The 21,648-nt window shown below is 41.2% G+C and carries 21 protein-coding genes, 4 tRNA genes and 1 riboswitch; of the genes, 12 read left to right on the top strand and 13 right to left on the bottom strand.

Annotated features, from left to right (window positions below; genetic code table 11):
* Positions 1-13: 13 nt before the first annotated feature.
* Positions 14-1,564, bottom strand: a complete 1,551-nt coding sequence (pckA, locus tag DC487_RS03790; protein WP_116774595.1) for a phosphoenolpyruvate carboxykinase (ATP) — start codon at positions 1,562-1,564, stop codon at positions 14-16.
* A gap of 386 nt (positions 1,565-1,950) precedes the next feature.
* A riboswitch (SAM riboswitch) is annotated at positions 1,951-2,062 on the top strand.
* 250 nt (positions 2,063-2,312) lie between these two features.
* On the opposite strand from pckA, the gene DC487_RS03785 reads away from it, so the two are divergent.
* Together DC487_RS03785 and DC487_RS03780 are read left to right on the top strand one after the other, a co-directional pair.
* On the top strand, positions 2,313-3,617 hold the full coding sequence (locus tag DC487_RS03785) for an O-acetylhomoserine aminocarboxypropyltransferase/cysteine synthase family protein (protein WP_116774594.1): 1,305 nt from the start codon (positions 2,313-2,315) through the stop codon (positions 3,615-3,617).
* Between the two features lie 32 nt (positions 3,618-3,649).
* Positions 3,650-4,828, top strand: a complete 1,179-nt coding sequence (locus tag DC487_RS03780) for a homoserine dehydrogenase (protein WP_116774593.1) — start codon at positions 3,650-3,652, stop codon at positions 4,826-4,828.
* A gap of 137 nt (positions 4,829-4,965) precedes the next feature.
* On the opposite strand, the gene DC487_RS03775 is transcribed toward DC487_RS03780, so the two are convergent.
* Positions 4,966-5,039, bottom strand: a tRNA-Arg gene (locus tag DC487_RS03775).
* A 152-nt stretch (positions 5,040-5,191) separates the two neighbouring features.
* Between DC487_RS03775 and DC487_RS03770 the strand changes: the two genes are divergently transcribed.
* Positions 5,192-6,031 carry an alpha/beta fold hydrolase gene (locus tag DC487_RS03770; RefSeq protein WP_116774592.1) on the top strand — a complete coding sequence of 280 codons (840 nt, stop codon included), beginning with the start codon at positions 5,192-5,194 and terminating at the stop codon, positions 6,029-6,031.
* Here DC487_RS03770 and DC487_RS03765 read toward each other — a convergent pair.
* Entirely contained in the window at positions 6,021-6,851 is an 831-nt protein-coding gene (locus DC487_RS03765) for a patatin-like phospholipase family protein (protein WP_116774591.1), read from the bottom strand. The two genes, DC487_RS03770 and DC487_RS03765, sit on opposite strands and share 11 nt — an antisense overlap.
* 122 nt (positions 6,852-6,973) lie before the next feature.
* On the opposite strand from DC487_RS03765, the gene DC487_RS03760 reads away from it, so the two are divergent.
* The gene (locus DC487_RS03760) at positions 6,974-7,606 is read left to right on the top strand and encodes a nitroreductase family protein (protein ID WP_116774590.1); all 633 of its coding nucleotides are present in this window, start codon (positions 6,974-6,976) and stop codon (positions 7,604-7,606) included.
* A 74-nt stretch (positions 7,607-7,680) separates the two neighbouring features.
* Here DC487_RS03760 and DC487_RS03755 read toward each other — a convergent pair whose 3' ends face one another.
* Positions 7,681-9,135, bottom strand: a complete 1,455-nt coding sequence (locus DC487_RS03755) for an aminoacyl-histidine dipeptidase (protein WP_116774589.1) — start codon at positions 9,133-9,135, stop codon at positions 7,681-7,683.
* Between the two features lie 119 nt (positions 9,136-9,254).
* On the opposite strand from DC487_RS03755, the gene DC487_RS03750 reads away from it, so the two are divergent.
* On the top strand, positions 9,255-9,851 hold the full coding sequence (locus DC487_RS03750) for a sugar O-acetyltransferase (protein WP_116774588.1): 597 nt from the start codon (positions 9,255-9,257) through the stop codon (positions 9,849-9,851).
* Here the strand turns inward: DC487_RS03750 and DC487_RS03745 are convergent.
* Positions 9,848-10,762, bottom strand: a complete 915-nt coding sequence (locus tag DC487_RS03745) for a carbohydrate kinase family protein (RefSeq protein ID WP_116774587.1) — start codon at positions 10,760-10,762, stop codon at positions 9,848-9,850. The two genes, DC487_RS03750 and DC487_RS03745, sit on opposite strands and share 4 nt — an antisense overlap.
* 354 nt (positions 10,763-11,116) lie before the next feature.
* Here DC487_RS03745 and hisG point away from each other — a divergent pair, with 354 nt between their 5' ends.
* Both hisG and hisD read left to right on the top strand, forming a co-directional pair.
* On the top strand, positions 11,117-11,968 hold the full coding sequence (gene hisG, locus DC487_RS03740) for an ATP phosphoribosyltransferase (protein ID WP_116774586.1): 852 nt from the start codon (positions 11,117-11,119) through the stop codon (positions 11,966-11,968).
* Positions 11,969-11,970: 2 nt separating this feature from the next.
* Complete coding sequence (gene hisD, locus DC487_RS03735; protein ID WP_116774585.1) at positions 11,971-13,269, top strand: histidinol dehydrogenase; 1,299 nt, start codon at positions 11,971-11,973, stop codon at positions 13,267-13,269.
* Positions 13,270-13,362: 93 nt separating this feature from the next.
* Here hisD and mnmA read toward each other — a convergent pair whose 3' ends face one another.
* Positions 13,363-14,454, bottom strand: coding sequence for a tRNA 2-thiouridine(34) synthase MnmA (mnmA, locus tag DC487_RS03730; protein WP_116774584.1), 1,092 nt, complete (start codon positions 14,452-14,454; stop codon positions 13,363-13,365).
* Between the two features lie 188 nt (positions 14,455-14,642).
* On the opposite strand from mnmA, the gene DC487_RS03725 reads away from it, so the two are divergent.
* Positions 14,643-14,715: transfer RNA gene (locus DC487_RS03725), tRNA-Phe, on the top strand.
* A 330-nt stretch (positions 14,716-15,045) separates the two neighbouring features.
* Here the strand turns inward: DC487_RS03725 and DC487_RS03720 are convergent.
* A complete protein-coding gene (locus DC487_RS03720) occupies positions 15,046-15,507 on the bottom strand; it encodes a GNAT family N-acetyltransferase (protein WP_116774583.1) in 462 nt (153 codons plus the stop codon).
* A 46-nt stretch (positions 15,508-15,553) separates the two neighbouring features.
* A complete protein-coding gene (locus tag DC487_RS03715; protein WP_116774582.1) occupies positions 15,554-16,090 on the bottom strand; it encodes a DUF1572 domain-containing protein in 537 nt (178 codons plus the stop codon).
* Between the two features lie 307 nt (positions 16,091-16,397).
* Here DC487_RS03715 and DC487_RS03710 point away from each other — a divergent pair.
* Both DC487_RS03710 and DC487_RS03705 read left to right on the top strand, forming a co-directional pair.
* Positions 16,398-16,470, top strand: a tRNA-Phe gene (locus DC487_RS03710).
* A gap of 41 nt (positions 16,471-16,511) precedes the next feature.
* Positions 16,512-16,589, top strand: a tRNA-Val gene (locus tag DC487_RS03705).
* 615 nt (positions 16,590-17,204) lie between these two features.
* Here DC487_RS03705 and DC487_RS03700 read toward each other — a convergent pair.
* Complete coding sequence (locus DC487_RS03700) at positions 17,205-17,414, bottom strand: hypothetical protein (RefSeq protein WP_116774581.1); 210 nt, start codon at positions 17,412-17,414, stop codon at positions 17,205-17,207.
* A gap of 317 nt (positions 17,415-17,731) precedes the next feature.
* Between DC487_RS03700 and DC487_RS03695 the strand changes: the two genes are divergently transcribed.
* Positions 17,732-18,085 carry a hypothetical protein gene (locus DC487_RS03695; protein WP_116774580.1) on the top strand — a complete coding sequence of 118 codons (354 nt, stop codon included), beginning with the start codon at positions 17,732-17,734 and terminating at the stop codon, positions 18,083-18,085.
* 98 nt (positions 18,086-18,183) lie between these two features.
* Here DC487_RS03695 and hpf read toward each other — a convergent pair whose 3' ends face one another.
* Both hpf and DC487_RS03685 read right to left on the bottom strand, forming a co-directional pair.
* Positions 18,184-18,525: a ribosome hibernation-promoting factor, HPF/YfiA family gene (hpf, locus tag DC487_RS03690; RefSeq protein ID WP_116774579.1), complete on the bottom strand. Its 342-nt coding sequence runs from the start codon at positions 18,523-18,525 to the stop codon at positions 18,184-18,186.
* Positions 18,526-18,539: 14 nt separating this feature from the next.
* The gene (locus DC487_RS03685; protein ID WP_116774578.1) at positions 18,540-19,421 is read right to left on the bottom strand and encodes a tyrosine-type recombinase/integrase; all 882 of its coding nucleotides are present in this window, start codon (positions 19,419-19,421) and stop codon (positions 18,540-18,542) included.
* Positions 19,422-19,538: 117 nt separating this feature from the next.
* Between DC487_RS03685 and DC487_RS03680 the strand changes: the two genes are divergently transcribed.
* A complete protein-coding gene (locus DC487_RS03680; protein WP_116774577.1) occupies positions 19,539-19,886 on the top strand; it encodes a hypothetical protein in 348 nt (115 codons plus the stop codon).
* A gap of 1 nt (position 19,887) precedes the next feature.
* On the opposite strand, the gene DC487_RS03675 is transcribed toward DC487_RS03680, so the two are convergent.
* Positions 19,888-20,523, bottom strand: a complete 636-nt coding sequence (locus DC487_RS03675) for a carbohydrate-binding family 9-like protein (RefSeq protein ID WP_116774576.1) — start codon at positions 20,521-20,523, stop codon at positions 19,888-19,890.
* A 5-nt stretch (positions 20,524-20,528) separates the two neighbouring features.
* Positions 20,529-21,644, bottom strand: a complete 1,116-nt coding sequence (locus tag DC487_RS03670; RefSeq protein ID WP_116774575.1) for a phosphotransferase enzyme family protein — start codon at positions 21,642-21,644, stop codon at positions 20,529-20,531.
* Positions 21,645-21,648 lie beyond the last annotated feature (4 nt).

The following is a 21,648-nucleotide window of genomic DNA, read 5'->3' as shown; positions in this document are numbered from 1 at the left end:
ATGATCCCTAAACTTAATGCACATATTTTTGATAATTCTGCTCAAAAAGATCTTTCAGTTCCTGTGCCTTATGGGTATAACTATCCGGATCTTGCCACAGCGACTGCGGATCCAAAATAGTATCTGGCACCTGCGGACAAGCAATTGGCATAGCTAGATCGAAAACTGGGTGTTGCACAAAATGTTCGTCATCCAAAGCTCCCTGCATCACCGCGCGGATCATGGCGCGCGTATGATAAAGTGGTATACGACGACCAACGCCATAAGGTCCACCGATCCATCCCGTATTGACCAACCAAACTTGTGTAGTTGTATCTTGCTGCAAACGATCGCGAAGCATTTCGGCGTAGCGCATCGCGTGCAGCGGTAAGAATGCCTGACCGAAACAGGCTGAAAAAGTAGCAACGGGCTCTGCAACTCCGACCTCTGTACCAGCCACTTTCGCCGTATAGCCATTTAAAAAGTAATACATGGCTTGTTCAACTGTTAATTTCGACAATGGTGGCAATACTCCAAACGCATCTGCTGTCAAGAAAAAAATATGTTTCGGCGCAGCCGAACGATTGATCTTGACCACATTGGGAATGTAATTGATCGGATAGGAAACACGAATATTTTCGGTAACCGAACTATTGCTATAATCCAAATGACGACTATTTGGCAAAAAAACCATGTTTTCTGTCAAAGCTCCGAATCGTATGGCACCAAAGATATCCGGTTCACTTTCTACCTTCAGATTAATGCATTTGGCATAACAACCTCCTTCCAAATTAAAAATTCCGTCGTCGGACCAACCATGCTCGTCGTCACCGATGAGATAGCGATCATGATCTGCTGATAAAGTCGTTTTCCCCGTACCTGACAATCCAAAAAATAAAGCTGTGTCACCATGTTTTCCCATGTTCGCAGAGCAATGCATCGAGAGCACATTGTGCTCTTGTGGCAGCACGAAGTTCATCACAGAAAACATACTTTTCTTAATCTCCCCAGTATATGCTGTACCAATGATCAGCACCTTTCGTTTCGTAAAATCTAACACTACCGCATTCGAAGCTCGAAGACCTAAATCTTCAAATTTTTCCGTTTTTAATAAGGAAGCAACCCAAACGGTCCAATCGCGATGATTCTCTACCTCTTCCTCCGGAAGAAACATGTTGCTGATAAACAAATCTTGCGCAGCAAGTTCTGTCACAAAATGGATTTTTCTACCATATTTTACGTACGTAGCAATGTTTGCTGTACGTGTATACAACGCTTTGCTGGCATCTAAGTATTTCTTCACTTGTCGTTCCAACGCCTCAAAGACGTCAGTGGATACACCTTGATTAACATCATTCCAATGTATCACATCTTCAGTAATCTCATCGCGCACTATATAACGATCGCGGGGAGAACGCCCAGTAAATGTGCCTGTCATAATATTTAGTGCCCCAGAAGACGAAAGTGTCGCTTCCCTTTTCTCAACAGCATGCTCAATCAATTCTGAAGGAGCCAATTCGCTGTACAACTCACCTTTAGGCTCCAGAACTAGTCCAGATAAAGATTCTTGAAGAATTTTTTGCATTACAGTTTATTCATTTTTATATACGAAACAAAATTAACCAAAACATCTTCACTTAACACTAAAATTAAGCTTATTGTACCATTAACACTAAATTAAATACTTGATTTACAGTGTTTTAAATTATAGATTAAATAATGATAAATGCTAAAACATTTTAGCTATTGTATCGAAAAAAAACAACTCCTCTTAGCAGCAGTATTTCTGATCACAAAGTTTAAAATTCTTTGTACTAAGGCTATGATACAGCATCAATTAAGATTTATAGAAAAATCTGAAATTTTATTTTTTTAGCTCAGACTCTTGTTACGCACAGCAAAAAACCTATATTTGCTATGTATATCATTCGATAATACAAATCAATACCTTCTTCTATCGATTCAGGTCTTGATTTATACAGAAGTGGCGAGAGACTGGCTCTATGACCCACTGGCAACCAACAACACGAAGTTGAAAAGGTGCCAATTCCTGTCCAAAACGTTGTTTTGGAGTATATAAATAATAGAACAGATGAACGAAAAAACGCACTTTATACCTTTATTGGCACTCACGATACACCGTGATCTTGCCACGCCATTCATTTCTTTACTAAGAGTAATCGTAGTCTGTCAGCCTCGAATGCGGTAGTCGTTGTTGAGATAAGCTCGTAAGCTGTGATCTGTACATAGCATACCTTCATCTCGACCAAATAGACGACACCCATCTTCATTGCAGACTATTCTTTATTCACGCACATAATAATTTCACTATTATGACTTATAAAAAAACGTTACAATACGAAACCCTACAAATACATGCTGGACAAGAAGCAGATCCCACCACAGGGGCGCGCGCTCTTCCTATATATCAGACGTCATCTTATATTTTTGACAATGCAGAACACGGCGCAAACCTATTTGCGTTAAAGGAATTTGGCAATATCTACACTCGGATAATGAACCCTACAACGGATGTTTTCGAGAAACGTATAGCCGCATTGGAAGGCGGCGTAGCTGCCGTAGCTGTGGCCTCAGGGCAAGCGGCTCAATTTATAGCCTTAAATAACATCTTGGAAAGTGGTGATAACTTTATCTCCAGTTCACATCTATATGGCGGTACATTTAATCAATTCAAAGTTGCTTTTAAAAGACTAGGTATTGAAGTGCGATTTGCAGATCAAGGTGATCCGGACGAATTTGAAAAATTGATTGATGACCGCACAAAAGCACTGTATGTGGAGACGATCGGCAATCCAGCCTACAGCATACCAGACTTTGAGCGCCTGTCTGCTATTGCCAAAAAACACGATTTGCCTATTGTGGTCGACAACACCTTTGGCGCATGCGGTTACTTGTTCAAACCATTAGAACATGGTGCTAACATCGTAGTAGAATCTGCCACAAAATGGATCGGCGGACATGGCACTAGCATTGGCGGTGTCATTGTTGATGGTGGAAACTATAACTGGGGTAATGGAAAATTCAAGCAATTTTCAGAACCTTCTGAAGGATATCATGGATTGGTCTTCTCCGATGTATTTGGAGAAAACAGCTCATTTGGCAACATACAATTTGCCATACGCGCTCGCGTAGAAGGCTTGCGTGATTTTGGACCGGCACTCTCGCCTTTCAATTCATTTTTACTAACGCAAGGATTGGAAACCCTTTCGCTTCGCGTGCAACGGCATGTAGACAACGCTTTAGAGATCGCGCAATGGTTGGAAAACCATGCGCAGGTCGAATCGGTGAGCTATCCAGGACTGAAGAGCCATCCCTATCACGACGCCGCTCAAAAATATCTGAAAAATGGTTACGGTGCGGTGTTATCTTTTGCCATTCGCGGCGGCAGCGAGAAAGCGAATGAATTTATTGATGCACTCGAGCTGATTAGCCACGTCGCTAATGTTGGCGATGCCAAGACGTTGATTATTCATCCAGCAGCTACGACACACCAACAATTAAGTACTGATGAGCAGCAACGCTCTGGCGTATATCCGAGCGTATTACGCTTATCTGTGGGAATCGAACATATTGACGACATTAAAGCTGATTTGGAACAAGCTTTTGAATCGCTTTAATTTTATATAACTAAAAAACAATTTGAGATAAAATGAGTGAAAAATTAACGATTGGGATGTTTGGTTTTGGTGTAGTTGGCCAAGGACTGTACGACATTATCAAAACCAAAGATCTAAATCTGGAGATAAAGAAATTTGTGATCAAAAACCCGAATAAGCAACGCTCGCTTCCCGACCATCTATTCACAACAGATGCGGACGCGGTTTTGAATGATCCAGAAATCAACACCATACTAGAACTTATCGATGATGCCGATGCCGCGTTTGAAATAACTAAAAGAGCCCTTTATGCGGGCAAGAATGTCGTATCAGCGAACAAAAAAATGATTGCTACACATTTGGAAGAATTGGCTACGATACAACAAGAAACTGGCAAATCATTATTGTATGAAGGCGCTGTATGTGGATCTATTCCGATCATTCGCAACTTAGAAGAATACTATGACAATGAGCTTTTGCACAGTGTTAGCGGCATTTTCAATGGTTCATCCAACTACATTTTATCTAAAATTTTCAACGAAAATCAAGATTATCATACCGCACTAAAGAAAGCGCAGGATTTGGGTTTTGCAGAGACGGATCCAACACTGGATGTGGGCGGCTTTGATCCGAAATACAAACTAGCGATCGTGGCAAATCATGCTTACGGTATCTATGTAAAGCCAGAAGACATCCTTAATCTTGGAATCGACAAACTAGGACAGGCAGATATCACCTATGCTCGTGAGAAGAATTACAAAATCAAGTTGATTCCCCTCGCTAAAGAAGTCGATGGAAAAATCATCTTGTATGTATTGCCAAAATTTGTAACCAAAGACAACCTGTTGTACGGCGTAGAAAATGAAAATAATGGTGTGGTGGTCAAAGCAGCCTTTGCCGACGAACAGTTTTTCTTTGGAAAAGGTGCAGGCGGCCATCCGACTGGATCTGCCGTATTATCTGATATTACAGCACTTCGATACGGTTATCGCTACGAATTTAAAAAACACGCAAAATCACAGGAAGTAACTTACTCCACCGATTATGAATTGACAGTCTACTTACGTTATGAAGATGAGCAAATCTTAGATACGTTAAGTTTCAATAGTATTTCAGAACGTTTTTACGGACAAGAATATAAATACGTTATCGGAAAAATTAATCTGCAACAAATCATCAAGCACCGTGATTTGATACATCGTGATGGTTATTTCTTCGCAGAAATAGCTTAAGGTTTCCAAACCATTGTCTCGCTCCAAGAATACAGAGCAAGACAATGGTTTATTATTTTATTGTAACCATGAAAAATACAGGGCTATTAATTTTTTTTCGTAAATTAGATTGGAATGATTTAGGAATAGTAAAAAAGTGCGCTCAAAGGGAGTCGAACCCCTAACCTCCTGATCCGTAGTCAGGTGCTCTATCCAATTAAGCTATGAGCGCAGTTTTTAACCGACCGGTGTGTTACCGTTTTGGTGAGGCAAATATCGTGACTTTTTCGATTATTCCAAACTTTTTCTTCACTTTAGCGTCGTAAGGATGGGATATAAAACATATCCAGTTGAAAACAAAAGATTTATATTAAATAAGATTAAATGGCAGAGCGGATCAAAAGAAATAAAATCAGAATAAACGACATTAGCATCTCCTTTCTCATTAGAAAAGCCACGCAAAAGGAACAACGAACCGTCATCTTTATTCATGGATTCCCATTCAATAAAAAGATGTGGACTCCGCAACTGGAGGCATTAGACGAATCCACCACCGGCATCGCTATTGATGTACGTGGACATGGCAATACCACATCAGGACATGGTTTTCTATCCATCGACTTATTTGCAAAAGATCTCATTGCCTTTATCAAAAAGATGGAGTTGCATCAAGTAGTCGTTTGCGGTATTTCTATGGGCGGCTATATTGCGCTGCGCGCGTATGAAATAGCTCCCACGCTCTTTGCAGGATTGATCCTCAGCGACACACATAGCAAAGCGGATGATAATGTCGCTAAGCAAAAGAGATTTGACTCGATTCAAGCGGTGCTCACGCATGGTCGTCGTCCGTTTGCGATCGGATTTATCGAGAATGTTTTTGCCAATCCTCGTGCAGACGACAATGCAGAAGCAGTGGATGTTATTAAAAGTAGTATTCGTCGGAATAGTTTGAACAGTATTTGCGCTACCCTCCTCGCTCTAGCTGCGCGAACGGACACTTCGGATGTGCTACCAAACATTTCTGTACCGACATTATTGATTCGCGGCCAACAGGACAAGATAACAGCAGATGAGCTGATGCAAGAAATGCAGGAAAAAATTCCACAATCGAAATTTGTGACAATAGCAGAAAGTGGACACCTGCCAAATCTGGAACAACCTACCCTCTTCAATGAAGCATTAAACAGTTATTTGAACAACTTTTCAAAAAGCGCTACGAATTAGCGGGTGCTTTTTTCCGTTTAAGATTTGCATCTGGCATGAGGAGATCCGTCCACTTCATGCCTTTTTCGACCAGATCTAGTGTACGATGATAATCCCAAATACCAGCCGTATTATGAGGTACTGTAATGACGTAATCTGGCTTGTGCATATCGATCGATAATTGGCTCAATCGTCGCCGCATCGCGAAATAAGCCTCTTGCAATACCGTCAGTGAAGTATACTTGCCGCCAGCTACCACTTCGCCCACTTCTGGATCGGGACGTCCGTCGAGATTGACGACAACGACTAGATTACGCTTTGACTTTTTGACGTAATTGATAGGAAGCGGATTGAGCACGCCGCCATCCACCAGATAACGCCCTTCGGAATCTACACCGGTAAATACGGCAGGAATCGCAATGGAAGCGCGAATAGCATCATATACACTTCCCGTATCAAATACCACTTCGCATTCATTCCGTAGATCGGTCGCTACCGCGACATAGCGAATGGGTAACTTTTCGATCGCCATATCTGGAAAAACCAATTTTAGAGAATCTAAGGCTTTCGTACCCTTCAAAATACCAAACCACGGATTAGAGAAGTCCATCAATTGAAATACTTTCATTTTTGTCACGCCCTTCAACCATTCTTCCAACTCATCCAACTTGCCTTGGGCATAAGCTGCACCAATAAGAGAGCCAATGGAGCATCCTACAATTTCATCGATGATATAGCCTTTCTGAAGCAACATTTTGATTACACCAATCTGCACCAATCCTCTTGCCCCACCGCTACCAAGCACCAGAGAAACCTTTCGTTTGCTTTTAAAAAAGTTCATATCCTAAAGTACATGATTTTCATCAAATTATATATTGTCATTTTTTTGTACGAAAAAAAAATAAATGTTTAAACACCATTATTTGGTCTTAGATTTGTTTTGCAAAATAAAAAACAAAGAATATGAATCTTCACGAGCAATTAAACTGGCGATATGCCACCAAAAAAATGAATGGTGAGATAGTACCACAAGATAAAGTAGACTATATCACGGAAGCGGCTCGCCTTGCCCCCACCTCATCCGGCTTACAACCTTTCCGCATTATAGAAATCTCTAATGCTGAATTGAAACAGAAAATCCAACCGATTGCCATGTCTCAATCACAGATTGTTGACGCTTCACATTTATTGGTATTTGCAGCATTTGATGAGTATAGCGCTGAGCGAGTAGATCAAGTTTTTGCACAGCATGAAAGTGAAAGAGGACAGCCTCAAGGTTTCACTAATGATTACAAAGCAATGTTGATGCAAGGCTTTTCTGCGCAGAGCAAAGAACAGCAATTTAACCATGCAGCCAGACAGTCCTATATTGGATTTGGCATGGCTATCGCTGCAGCAGCTGAGCTTCAGGTTGATGCTACACCGATGGAAGGATTTATAAATTCGGAGTTAGATGAGATTTTGGGACTTCCAGAGAAAGGTTTGAAATCTGTGTCTATTTTAGCATTAGGTTATCGCGATGAGGCCAATGATTGGTTACTAAATCTGAAGAAAGTACGCGTTAAGAAAGACGAATTCGTAATTCAGTACAAATAGGATCGTTATTCTATTATATAAAAGCCGGCAAACCTAGAATTTGCCGGCTTTTTATTTTTCAATTATTTAGAAATTTAAGGTGTATTTTTCAATAATTCCAAAAGGAATTTCCAAAACTTAGCCGTCGAAGAAATTGATGCCCGCTCATCGGGTGAGTGTGCACCGTGAATCGTAGGACCGATGGATACCATTTTGAGGTCTGGATATACTTCACCAATCAAGCCACATTCTAAACCGCCATGCCCAGCACAGACCTGTGGATCTTCTTGAAACAAACGCTTGTAAGTATCCGCAGTCAAGCGTACCAACTCTCCATCTGGTTCAGGTTCCCAACCCGGATATTCTCCAGAAAAAGCCACTTCTGCATCTATCAATTCGAAAGTAGATCGTAAGATCATAGCCAAATAATCTTTTGATGATTGTATGGCAGATCGAGTGAGACAAAGGATGGTATACTTTCCATCTTTTAACACTATTCGTGCTACGTTATTCGATGTTTCTACCAAATCAGGAAATACTGGACTCATGCGAAATACGCCATGATGTGCGGCATTACATGCTGCGACAAACTTTTGCTGGGTATCTCGCGTTAGCACCGTTAATTTACCTTGTGCCTCTTCTCCCGCCGAGCTAATCTTCAAGTTCGGTTCTGTATGTGCGTATTCTTTCGCGATGATTTGGTCCAAGCTCTTTACATGATCTTGAATTGCCGCAGCATCCGCTGCGCGACAAGCTACCGTAGCGCTTGCTTCACGCGGAATCGCATTGCGCAATCCTCCGCCATCCACGGCGTACAAACGGACATCCGCTTCGCTGATCACCGCATCTAACACGCGCATCAACAACTTATTGGCATTACCCAAACCTTTGTTGATATCCATACCGGAATGACCACCTTGCAAGCCATTTACGGAAATATGCACAAGTGCGTTATATTCATCGTTGGATTCTACACTTAATGCACCAGTCGCTGTCACATCGACGCCTCCAGCGCAGCCAATGGTAATTTCGTCATCTTCTTCGGTATCCAGATTAAGCAAATATTGACCGGTTAACCAATTTGGTTTTAATGACTTTGCTCCGGTCATACCGGTTTCTTCATCTATGGTAAAGAGCGCTTCGATCGCTGGATGCGCGATATCTTTAGAAGCAAGTACGCCCATAATTGCAGCAACACCAAGGCCATTGTCGGCGCCTAATGTGGTGCCATCTGCGCGAACCCAGTCGCCATCTACTCCCATTTGAATACCTTGGGTAGCAAAATCAAAATCCTTATCCGCATTTTTCTGGTGTACCATATCCAAGTGTGCTTGCAGTACAAGTCTGCTTTTGGATTCGTAACCAGCTGTAGCGGGCTTACGTATCAATACATTTCCTATTTCATCGCGCTCGGTGTCAAGCCCCAACGATTCGCCAAAAGAAAGCATGTAAGCAATGATAGCTTCTTCTTTTTTAGACGCACGTGGAATCGCGTTGATCGCGGCAAAATGAGACCAGATCGCGGTAGGTTCAAGCGTATGTATACTCATAAATACTGTTTTATTTTTGTTGTATCATCAAATGTACCAGTTCGGGCAGCAAATGGCAACTTTCGCACGAAATACTGCATAAAACTGTATATTCGGATTTATAATCGGGCACAACGTATATGAAGACTGCGAAAGAAAAAATGATTGCTGGCGAACCTTACCGCGCAGATGGCCGCGAGCTATTCGACGAACGTCAAAAGGCGAAGGAGGTATTGATGGAATACAACAACCTAGCTCCTGCTTGCATAAAGGATCGTGCACGTATCATCAAAAATCTGTTTGGTAAGACTGGAAAAGCTTTTTGGATCGAGCCACCCTTCCGCTGTGATTATGGTTATAATATTGAGATTGGTGAAAATTTCTATGCAAACTTCAACTTGACGATTCTTGATTGCGCTTTGGTTGCCATTGGCGATAACGTGATGTTTGGCCCCAATGTTTCTTTATTCACCGCAGGTCATCCAATTCATGCCGAGCCGCGCGTTGCTGGTTGGGAATATGCTTTGCCAATTCACATTGGCGACAACTGCTGGATTGGTGGCAATACGGTGATCAATGCGGGCATCACAATTGGGGAGAATACGGTGATCGGTTCTGGATCGGTGGTCACCAAATCGATTCCTGCCAATGTGGTCGCAGTAGGCAATCCTTGCCGAGTAATCAAAACCATTACCGAAGAAGACAAAGCGTACTATTATAAAGACCGAAAATTCTAGGATTGCTGACGATACACTTCTTGCATCGCGACAATATCTTGTTGCGTATAGTCTGGGCAAGCTCCTGATTTTGACGTAACGAATCCACTTAAGCAAATGGCCTGCTCCAATGCTTCTTCTGGATTCATACCGGAAAGACGACCGGAAACAAATCCAGCCAGAAAGGAGTCACCGCTTCCTACGGTGTCTTCTACCACGACTTTTGCGGCAGGTAATGCGTATACGTTTTTACCATGAAAATAAGTTGCGCCAGATGCGCCCCGAGATAAGATGATTTCGGGAATCTCAAAATGATCTTGCAAGAAAAATATGCCATCTTTCACATCTTTATATTGCTTACCCAAATAAGATAGCACCAACTGTAGTTCAGCGGCATTGAATTTTGCTAAATCAGATTTTTGCAACAATTGCAACAGCAATTCTTGGTCGATATACGGTGGTCGTAGGTTGACATCAAATATGCGATAAGAGCTGCTTTCAACAAGAGAAAAAAGAGTTTCGCGCGACACCGAATTTCGTGCTGCCAATGAGCCAAACACCAAAGCTTTTGCTTCTTTGATCTGTTGCATATCTGTGTCCATTAATTGGATGTGATCCCAAGCGACACCTTCTTTAATTTCATAATGGGCTTCATTATCTTCATCGATCGTGGCCACTACGGTACTGGTTGGATAATCGCTGTTTCGTTGTATTCCTTTGGACGAAATATTCCAGCGATCGAGCTTTTTCAATAATTCATCGCCCAATGCATCTTGGCCAACGGCAGAGATCATGTGTACTTCAATGCCCATTTGGTGCAGATGATAGCCTACATTAAATGGTGCGCCACCAGCCGTTTTATCTTTCCCAGGAAAGAGATCCCATAGAATCTCTCCAAAACAGGTTGCTTTCAAATTGTGTTCTTGATGCATTTTTAATATTTATGTACGCCGTTGACTAAACGTATTTATTGTCTGAGTTAGGAAATGACAAAATACAAATTTTAGCCGAATCGCGGCTCGCTCAAACGGAAATCTGCACGGTATTGCTGCTAAAAATATCGGAACACATTCCTATTTCGATCCTGGTAGTTTTGGATTTACGAACGGTAAATCCTATATTTACCAGTGAATTAATACACATGATTTTATTCATCACATATCACGTACCTGTCCATCATCGCCATTGTGGCGATAGATAAATGTATGTGTTTCTACGTGAAGCATTCCATCCCATGGATGTTCGAATAATAATTAGTATCCTTCAACAAATAATTTAAAGATATTTTGAAAAATCTAAAGATTGCTATCCAGAAATCGGGTAGACTAAATGAGAAATCTGTACAGTTACTTAAAAATTGTGGCCTTGATTTCGAAAATTATAAAAGTTCCCTCATCACCATTGTGTCCAATTTCAATCTAGAAATTCTCTTTCTGCGGGATGATGATATTCCTGATTACGTAGAGCAAGGAATAGCCGATTTGGGAATCGTAGGCGAGAATGTCATTGATGAATCACTTGCGAAAGTCGATTACTTGCAGCGTTTGGGTTTTGGTAAATGTACCTTAAAGTTGGCTGTACCCAAAGACTCGAACTTTAATGACATCAAAGACCTTGACGGCAAATCCATCGCGACCTCCTACCCTAATATTCTCGGCAAATTTTTAAAAGACAAACAAATTTCAGCAGAAATACACCCTATCTCTGGATCGGTGGAAATTGCTCCTGGCTTGGGATTAAGCGAAGCGATTTGCGATATCGTATCTACAGGTGGCACATTGAAGAATAATGGTCTGAAGCCCTTTGCAGATGTGAGCACATCGGAAGCAATTTTGATTGGCCGCGCCGGGTTAGCAGAGAATCCAATTTTGTGCGAATTGCTACAACGTATCCAATCCGTATTGCGCGCCAAGGAAACGAAGTACGTGGTATTGAATGTAGAAAAAACAAACCTCCCACAAATCACAGAGTTGCTTCAAGGTGTGAAATCCCCTACAATTGTGCCTTTGGCAGAAGAAGGTTGGGTAGCCGTGCACACGGTAATTCCGGAAGAAGATTTTTGGGGTAAAATTAACACCTTGAAATCGGCGGGAGCGCAAGGAATTGTCGTGATGCCAATTGAAAAAATCATTTTATAAATATGTTGAAGACGTATCAATACGAACAGCTTTCTGCCCAAGATATTGACCGCCTTACCTTGCGGAATACGGATCCAAACAACGCCATTCAGGATACGGTAGAGCAAATCATTGCACAAGTTGAGCAAAATGGCGACGATGCGTTGCGGCAACTGGCATTGAAATACGATCAAATCTCGCTGGATGCGCTGTATTTGGATGAGGCAGAGATCGAAGCTTTGGCAGCAACCATTTCTCGACAGCAACAACGAGCATTGGAGATTGCCTTTCAAAATATTCATAAATTCCACGCGACGCAACTCAAGAAAGAACGCACGATTGAAACCATGCCGGGTGTTACCTGCTGGCGTGAAGTGCGACCAATTGAGAAAGTCGGCTTGTACATTCCCGGCGGATCTGCGGTATTGCCTTCGACCTTATTAATGTTGGGCGTGCCAGCGCGTATTGCGGGTTGCAAGGAAATTGTGGTGTGTTCGCCGCCTCAGAAAGATGGCAAGGTGAATGGCTTTATCGCCTATTGCTTAAAGCTGTTGCAAATCAAAAAAATCTACTTAACGGGTGGCGCACAAGCGGTGGCCGCGATGGCTTACGGGACGGAAAGCGTTCCACGTGTGGATAAGATTTTTGGGCCGGGCAATCAATTTGTCACCAAGGCGAAATCGCTCATTCAAAGCCGCACGCAGGTCAGCATTGATATGCCGGCCGGACCTTCGGAAGTGTTGGTAATTGCAGACGAATCGGCCAATGCCGATTACATTGCGGCAGATTTGCTGGCACAAGCAGAGCATGGCGCCGATAGTCAGGCGGTACTTGTGTCAACCAGCTCTTCGTTGATCGAAGCGGTGAATCAAGCGTTGCTGCTACAATTAGGAGAACTTCCACGCGCTGCCATTGCACAAAAAGCCATAGAAAACTCTTACGCTATTTGCACCACAGATATTACTACTGCTTTAGCATTTTCCAACAAGTATGCACCAGAACATCTCATTATCCAATCAGATGATTGGAAACGCTTGGTATACGGCGTGCAAAATGCGGGATCAGTCTTTTTAGGACATCTCACACCGGAAAGTGTGGGCGACTACGCTTCTGGAACGAACCACACGCTGCCAACATCGGGCTACGCCCGATCTTATTCCGGTGTTTCGGTAGATTCCTTTGTAAAGAAGATTACGTTTCAGCAATTGTCCCAAGATGGCTTACGCCAAATTGGCTCCACAGTGGAAATCCTAGCTGAGCTGGAAGGCTTGCAAGCACATAAAAATGCGGTGAGCATTCGATTAAAAGATCTGGAATCTTAACGGATCGACCGCAGCAAAATAAAAACGCCCGTTGCTATTCGTAGCAACGGGCGTTTTTATTAAAGGTAAGCCGCTAAAGCTCTTTATTTATCATTATTTCATCAAGAAACCACCACCTAACAAATCATCCCCTTCATAGAACACGGCTGACTGTCCAGGCGCGATGCCCTTCACATGATGCGTAAAATCTACTTGCATCATACTTCCTTGCTGTGTGATGGTGGATAACATACCCGAATCTTTGTAGCGGATCTTAGTCACCGCCTCCATAGGCTGATCTAAAGAAGCATATTTCACCAAATTCACGTCGCGCACGAAAGCTTGTGATTTTTCCAGCTCATGCTCTTCGCCCAAGACGACAGAATTACTTTCTGGCAAGATCTCTAACACAAACATCGGTTTACCCAAAGCAATTCCCAATCCTTTGCGCTGTCCGATCGTAAAGTACGGATAGCCAATGTGCTGACCAACTACGGTACCATCGGATAACAGAAAGTTTCCAGGACCAATTTCTTGATCCAAGGTTGGTTTTTTGTGACGCAAAAATGCACGATAATCGTTCTCTGGTACAAAGCAGATCTCATAGCTTTCTGATTTGGCAGCCAACTCTTTTTGACCCATTTCCAAAGCCATCTGGCGAATCTCTGCCTTCGTGAAGCTTCCTAACGGAAATTGCGTACGCGCTAAATTCTCTTGGGTAACACCCCAAAGTACATACGACTGGTCTTTATTCTCGTCGCGACCTTTGGAGATCACGTAGCGATTGTTGTCGTGTAATCTGATATTGGCATAATGGCCGGTAGCAATAAACTCACAATCCAACATATTGGCGCGTTTCATCAAAGCCTCCCACTTGATGTGTGTATTACACAACACGCAGGGATTAGGCGTACGGCCAGCAATGTATTCATCCACAAAATTGTCGATCACAAAGTCGCCAAACTCGCCTCTAATGTCCAATATATAATGTGGAAAACCATAACTTACTGCCAATGAACGCGCATCATTGATACTATCTAAACTACAGCACCCTGTTTCCTTCGACGAACCGCCCGAAGCCGCGTAATCCCAGGTTTTCATCGTAATTCCGATGACCTCATATCCTTGTTCATGGAGCATTACCGCAGCGACGGAACTATCCACTCCGCCACTCATAGCTACCAATACTCTTCCTCTTTTACTCATAGCATTTCAATGGAGGGACAAAGATACCCTTAATAATCTTTGTAGTTGTTTATTTGTTGTCAAAAATTATCTCCATACAAATCAGGCATTTGCTTGTTAGCGCGAAATTATTTACTCGAAATGTTTCGATTTCAGAAAAAAGACGCTACATTTGCATCGCAACAAACAACAAAAGTACCGTTGCAAAAGGTGCCATAGCTCAGTTGGTAGAGCAAAGGACTGAAAATCCTTGTGTCGCTGGTTCGAATCCAGCTGGCACCACAAAAATTTTCCAAAACAAACACTTCCCTTTTTTTCACGAATGTAAATTGATTGGCTTAGGGCATGGTAGTCTTTTGTAACATCAAAGCTAACACGAGATGGCACAACAACGCGATCTTATTTAATTAACTTTACTTTCTTGGGTTTCTTAGATTACTTCAATCATCATACCTCGAATTCGCAATGACGACAACTCGGCATATAGGAATTGGCGCTAAAGACTCTATAAATATAATTATCACCATAATAAGGCACTATAATCACAGCGGCATTGGAAATCTCTTTAGCAGAATTACTTAACTTCTCCGAAGAATAATCATACAACCTATCCTACTGCGTTTTAGAAACCGCTATTCTATAATCATAGAATTCAGAGTCATTGCCCTTTCTTGTAAAACCGATCTGTTCATACAGACTTTGCGCAGTAAGATTATCCACCGCTGTAGAAAGATCTACGAAGGTAGCACCGTCCAATCTGGCAAATTCTATAGCTTCCTGGATCAGCTTTTCGCCGATTCCTTTTTTACGAAATTTTGGATCAACAAAAAGATCATTGAGCACCCAATTTCTCGTCGCTCGCATAGAAGAAAACTTGGGATACAATTGCGTAAACCCAACAGCCGCAGTAGAATCCATTGCCACAAATATTATCGACTCATTATTTTCCAAACGCTGTAGCAAAAACGCACGCGCTAAATCCATGTCGGATGGCTGCTTGTAGAAAATACGGTAGTCATTAAACAACGCTACCACCAATTCATAATCTGCCTTATCTATTCTTATTATTTTCATGTATCTAAAATCTCGTATTAGCATTAAAGTATAAAACAGTTTCTCTTTAGAACTGCTTTTTAGGGTTAGTCAGCATGCTTATATTATAATCGGCTGATTTTCCTTTGGGAATCGATAGTGATTCCCATTGATTACCAAGAAGCATCTTTCCTATAAATACGATTTGCCCGACGTGATACGGATAATGGGCTAATTGCCTATTGATGCCTTCCACAACAGAATGTGCTTCATTTCTAATATAAATCACTTTCGCAAAGTCCGATTCCCGCAAGGAGTTTAGCGCTTGAAATAAGCAAGCCCAACCTTCCTCCCATCGCTGCAGCAATGCTGCTTTATTCACCAAAGGATCTTCAAATTCTCTATCCCGATGGCGCCAAGGCTTTTCACCGTCTGTGGTTAGAAAATCTGTCCAACGCGACAGCATATTTCCATGCATGTGCATCACTATATTGGCGATGCTATTGCTTGGTGCATCGTATTTGTGAAAAAGCTGATCTTCTGAAAGCTGATTAAAAGTTGCATCACCCAACTTTTTATAATACGCAAATTGACTTTTCGCACTACTTAAAAAATCTGACACCATCTCTTTGATAATAATTTGAATTTAGACCCCGAAATAATTGCTTTTATACCATATAAAACGATCACAGCTCTTCTAGCAATTTAATCAAATTCTAAAAAAAAATCTATTTACAGCGAGATAGGTGCTATTTTACTATTACCAAGATATGTAAGCACAATTTTATTATGGTGATTAGATGCCTATTACGAATTATTATGTAGTAAGCATTTGCAATTAAACAACACTTTTATACCTTTGTAACGTTATCAGCAGCAAATGCCGGTAGCAACCTAAATCTGAAAGTAACAGATACAAAATAAAAACTTAAGGTGCCATAGCTCAGTTGGTAGAGCAAAGGACTGAAAATCCTTGTGTCGCTGGTTCGAATCCAGCTGGCACCACCTCTAAAAAGTGATGAAAAATCACCTCAAGTATTTTTTTTGGGAAATTAGCTCAGCTGGTTTAGAGCACTACCTCGACAAGGTAGGGGTCACTGGTTCGAACCCAGTATTTCCCACCAAGTAACACTTTAAAACGCATTAGTCAAAACTAATGCGTTTTTTTATTGCTATTAATTACGTTCCCAGAAAATGTGGCTTTCAAATAGTGTACCAACAGCGTACCTATGAGAATCTATAGGAGAATAAAAAAACCTCCCGTATCTACCAGAATTCAGGAGGTCAGTACCTAACTACTATTTATTACCCGGGGGCTGGGCTTACATATTATTATGACACAATGATAATGAAAATTTTTATATAAATTCAATAAATAGGGAAATTTAACAATTTCTTATTATACACGTACTAAAAAAATGCTTTCAATTCTCTCTATTTTGATAAAAAAATATTTCAGTTTGTCATCAGAAATATATTTCATCCTCTATTAGGACCTACAATTCTTGCCCTCATTATACCTGATGTATAGTATGATAAGAAGTAATGTACCTCCTACATTACATAAGAATTTTACGTACTCACGAAGTTTTAGATCTGTAGGGACATTAGAAAGCGCGAAAGTGTATATGCTAAATATAGCTATCGCAATACCAGCAATCAGGAGCGCTTGACGGAAAAGGGGATGTTTAGTCATAAATTCTCACTAATATCCATATATTTATTTAGTTTCATCTCCCCTATAGATATTCCTTTACTATGAATCCTAACCAAAATGCATCGATAGACTCAAACTCCCTACCGTCCTTCGGAATAAAATGTATATAACTATTTGTTTTATTGAGATCGTAGGACACGTGATTCAACAATTTGATTCCTTTTCCTTGAATGGTATCTTCAAGACATTCTAGTATTGCCTGAATGATATAATCTTGGGCCGTTATTTTCATTTCACTAAACTGCGCTTTATTGCGTATTTTTTTCTACGGTAAACCCTTAAAAACTTAAACTAAAGATTTAACATTCTCGAATACTTTCGAACAGACGATGTTTAGATCTCTGAATTTCACGTATGGAGATACATAATGGTTTATAATTTCTTAAATAATAGATAACAATCCAATTAGTACCTTTATATCGCAGAACATAATCTGACGAACATTATTTCAGAAGCTATCTAACCCGAAATTAAGCGCCATATTTTATAAACTTTTTTATAAGTCTACTGTTCAATTAATAGCGCTGCATTTCTAAAACTAGTACTGACATGACGACAACACAACAAAAAACAGACGAACAAACTCAAAACTCTCGCATCATTATTGGAGCTATTCTTTGCTATACGAATCCATTGCATCATCCTACACCCGGCATTCAGGCTTGGGCCATGACAAACAATCGTCCTATCAATTATCGCTCGGAGATTGAGCCGACTGAAGATCAACGAATTCGCGATGATAAAGGTGGTGAAAAACAACGTAGTGAAGATACGAAAGAGGTGGATAACCCAGATAAGACAGACGAAAATATTCCTGTTCCCGATACAGAAGAAGGCGAACCAGAAGATTTGCCTGACACGGAGGACCCTAATGTAGCCAAAGACGACGTCAGCGACATTTAATCTATCACAGCAATGATGATAGACGTAACGTAAAAAGGGAACCAAATGGCTCCCTTTTCTTATGATAAGTTCGCGCATAACTGCGCCATCTTGTTTATCTAAAACTCTTCTGTCTGGTTAATCACCTCTTTATGATTACTGGCATTGGTACGCGTTTTAGTCTTATGTTTATTAATCTGTCGTCGGATAGATTCCAATGCAATATCAACTGCTTCCTCAAAACTTTTAGCTTGTGCCTTGGCGAATAATTGATTTCCAGGGATATTAAACTTGAACTCTACAAACTTGTCGGCCTCACCTCCGACACTTTCCACACGTAAGTTACAAAGTCCGTCAATAATGTTGTCTAGGAACTGCTCCAGCTTTTCTGCTTTCTTATTAATGAACTCAACTAACTTAGGGTTTGCATCAAATTTAATGCATTGTACAGTAATATTCATTTTTCCTCCTTTTTTTAAGCCTTTGGATGGGCTTGTTTATAAATTGACTTTAATCGCTCCGCCGAATTGTGTGTGTACACCTGTGTAGCCACCAATCCAGCATGACCTAATATTTCTTTTATCGCATTCAAATCAGCTCCATTGTCTAACAGCGATGTGGCGAAGCTATGCCGCAGCACGTGCGGACTGCGTTTGCTCTGTGAAGTGACGAGTGTCAGATTTTTTTTTACTATCTGATAAATCATCGATGCATAAGCAGGCTTCCCTCTATTGGTAACGATCAAATGGTTCGACATGTTTTGTAAAAACGCAGATTTCTTTTCCATTTGATAGCTAATTATCTGATCATAAAGCAGATCGTGAACTGGCACCAATCTTTGCTTATTCCGCTTTCCTAAAATCCGAATCTGTCGACCGTATCCGTCTATATCTTCATCGGCAATAGCCAAGAGTTCGGAAAGGCGAATACCCGTACCAAACAGCAATTCCATCACCAGCAAATCCCGTCTTTCCGCAAAAGTTTGGGTTTCGCTTGTTTTCTGATCGAGCAGTGCCACCAATTTTTCTTTCTCTACCGTGACTGGAAGTTTTTTAGGTGTGCGCAATGACTTCAAGGCTGTGGCCGGATTTTGTCGCACGACTCCTTCTCTGAGCAAGTACTTAAAGAAAGACTTCAATACAGAGATCGTTCGATTGACAGAAGTAGATGCTCTACCCGACTCCTTCTGTGCGCTGATATAAAAACGCAACACACGATAACCAACCTGATCCAGCACCATCTGCTCGGCTCCTAGAAAGCTTTCGAATCGCTCTAACTCCAGCGCATACGCGATCACGGTGTGGTTCGAAAACCTCCTTTCGTGGGTTAGATAATTCAAAAATCGCTCGTATTGCATAGGTTCGAATCTGTTTGCTGTAATTTAACAAAGAAAGAATGGATTTACAACAGGCTATTGGCAAGAATATCAAATTTCAATGAAAATAGGTAGATTTGTCACATTAAATATTGAAATATGAATGCGCTATATTTTATTGCCTTTTGGGCTTGTCAGTTGATATCGAGCGTCTTGTTCAAGTATGGCGGCATCTACCCGAAATACCACTGGCATGCATTTATAGCGGGAAATGCCATATTATTAACTGCAAGCTGGTTTTTGATCCAATTGTTTCGTTATTTCCCACAACCGATCGTTATTGCATTATGCTCTGGAGGTACTTTTGTAACTGTTCAGTTCGGCATGGCACTGTACTTCAAGCAATCGTTATCTTGGGTACAGATTGTCGGATTGTTTTTTATCGTAACAGGTATTGTGATTACTGCTTACGGCACGACAGGCTCTTTATCTTTGAGCAAAGATTAAGCTACAAAAAAACGATCTCGCCAAAGTATTCCACTTTATGAAAAGTCGGTTGTGGTGTATCAATCGGCTTCCAAGATAGATAGTGTGGTACGGGCAATTGATCACCACACTTATAGAAATTAGCATGTGCCGATTTGCCTGAAAGTGTAGTACCATCTTGTCCTAATATTTCGAAGGGTATAGCCATTATCATTTGCCAATTCTTCTTTCCTGCGATCTGTTGCACATTGGTGAATGTACTTACACGATTCACTAGATCTACATCTAATCGCTTTTTTTCTTTGTAGATAGTGCTTCTGTGGCCGATCAGCCCCGTACCTAACAGATTAAATTCTATGTTGAAATAAGTCTTTTTTTCATCAAACGAAATGAAGCATTCCACACAGCTATCTTCGTATACCGCTTCATTATGTCGTACAGCACAGGCACGAACAAACTCCTCTTCCACAGCATAATGTAATAGCAGAAACTCTGCGCTATACATAGCTTGGAACCGTACTGTTGGTGCATAAGAAAACTGAGCTGGCCAATTGACAGAATCAATTACTTGCCATTCGCTTTCTGAAAATACGCTAACGGCGTCATGATAGCTTTGCCAATCCTGGACACGAGCAGATATAAAGTTTATGAGAAGCATAGAAACTAAGAAGCAGCAAATTGATGTAAGATATATTGCAATCTAGTCCGGTGCGCTTCCAATTCGGTAAGCAACTTAAATTGTGCTTGCGCACGGACTAGATTATGGCTTGGGTATTCGGTTTTATAATAAGGATCGTACTCTATATAGTCAGTCAGGAATCGTAGAATTTGCATATATGGCAGCAAATATACACCATAAAGTAATGAATCCATCTCCGGTTCGGTGAGGAAAGAGCCAGCTTCCTGTAAGTAACCATTTGTGTACGCTTCAAATAACGGTATATTTAAGGTAATATTTTCCAAGGCAGGATCGTCTTCCTGTCCGCTATTAATAATGGTACGAATAGCATCACCAAAATCAAAAGCGACATAACCCGGCATCACGGTATCCAGATCGATCACACACTGAGGCCGATCATCTTGATCTAGTAGGAGATTATTAAATTTTGTATCATTATGAATGATCCTTAAGGGTGAAACTGTTACAATACGTTCAATAAAATCTCGCCGCATATCAGTTTCTCTAATTTCCATTGCTTGCAACAGTTTTTGCACCTCAGGCTCTACCGTTCTACCCATAGGATGTGTAATCAATGCGTTTCTTAAGTTCTCCAAACGATAGTCGACATCATGAAATCGTGGCAAAAGCACATGTAACTTTTTTGCCTCGAGATCGGCCAGCTGGCGCTGGAATGCTCCAAAAGCAGCGCCACCAGCATATGCCTGTGCAGGTGACCTTACCAAATCAACACTATGTGTATTTTCGATTAATAAAAGCATCCGCCAGCTGTCACCTTGGGCATCTTCGTGATACAGTTTAGAATGCTTTGTTGGGATAATGGTAAGTGTTCTACGTTGCACCTGTTCTTTTCCCAAGTGCGCAAACTTGGTCTGCAAATGACCACACACCAAATCCATATTATCCATCAAATGTTGAGGTTCTGGGAAAATGAATCGATTTATGCGCTGCAGTAAATATGATGGATCACCCACTTTTTCAGTATCTAATCGAAACGTATCATTGATGTGACCCGATCCAAAACGTTTCACTTGCGAGATCACCCCTTCTGTTTGGAAGTGTGCTGCTATCGACAATATCAGATCGTTTTCATTTTCCATGATT

It is taken from the genome of Sphingobacterium corticibacter (assembly GCF_003076635.1).
Taxonomy (GTDB): domain Bacteria; phylum Bacteroidota; class Bacteroidia; order Sphingobacteriales; family Sphingobacteriaceae; genus Sphingobacterium; species Sphingobacterium corticibacter.
This window is presented reverse-complemented; position numbering and strand designations above follow the sequence as displayed.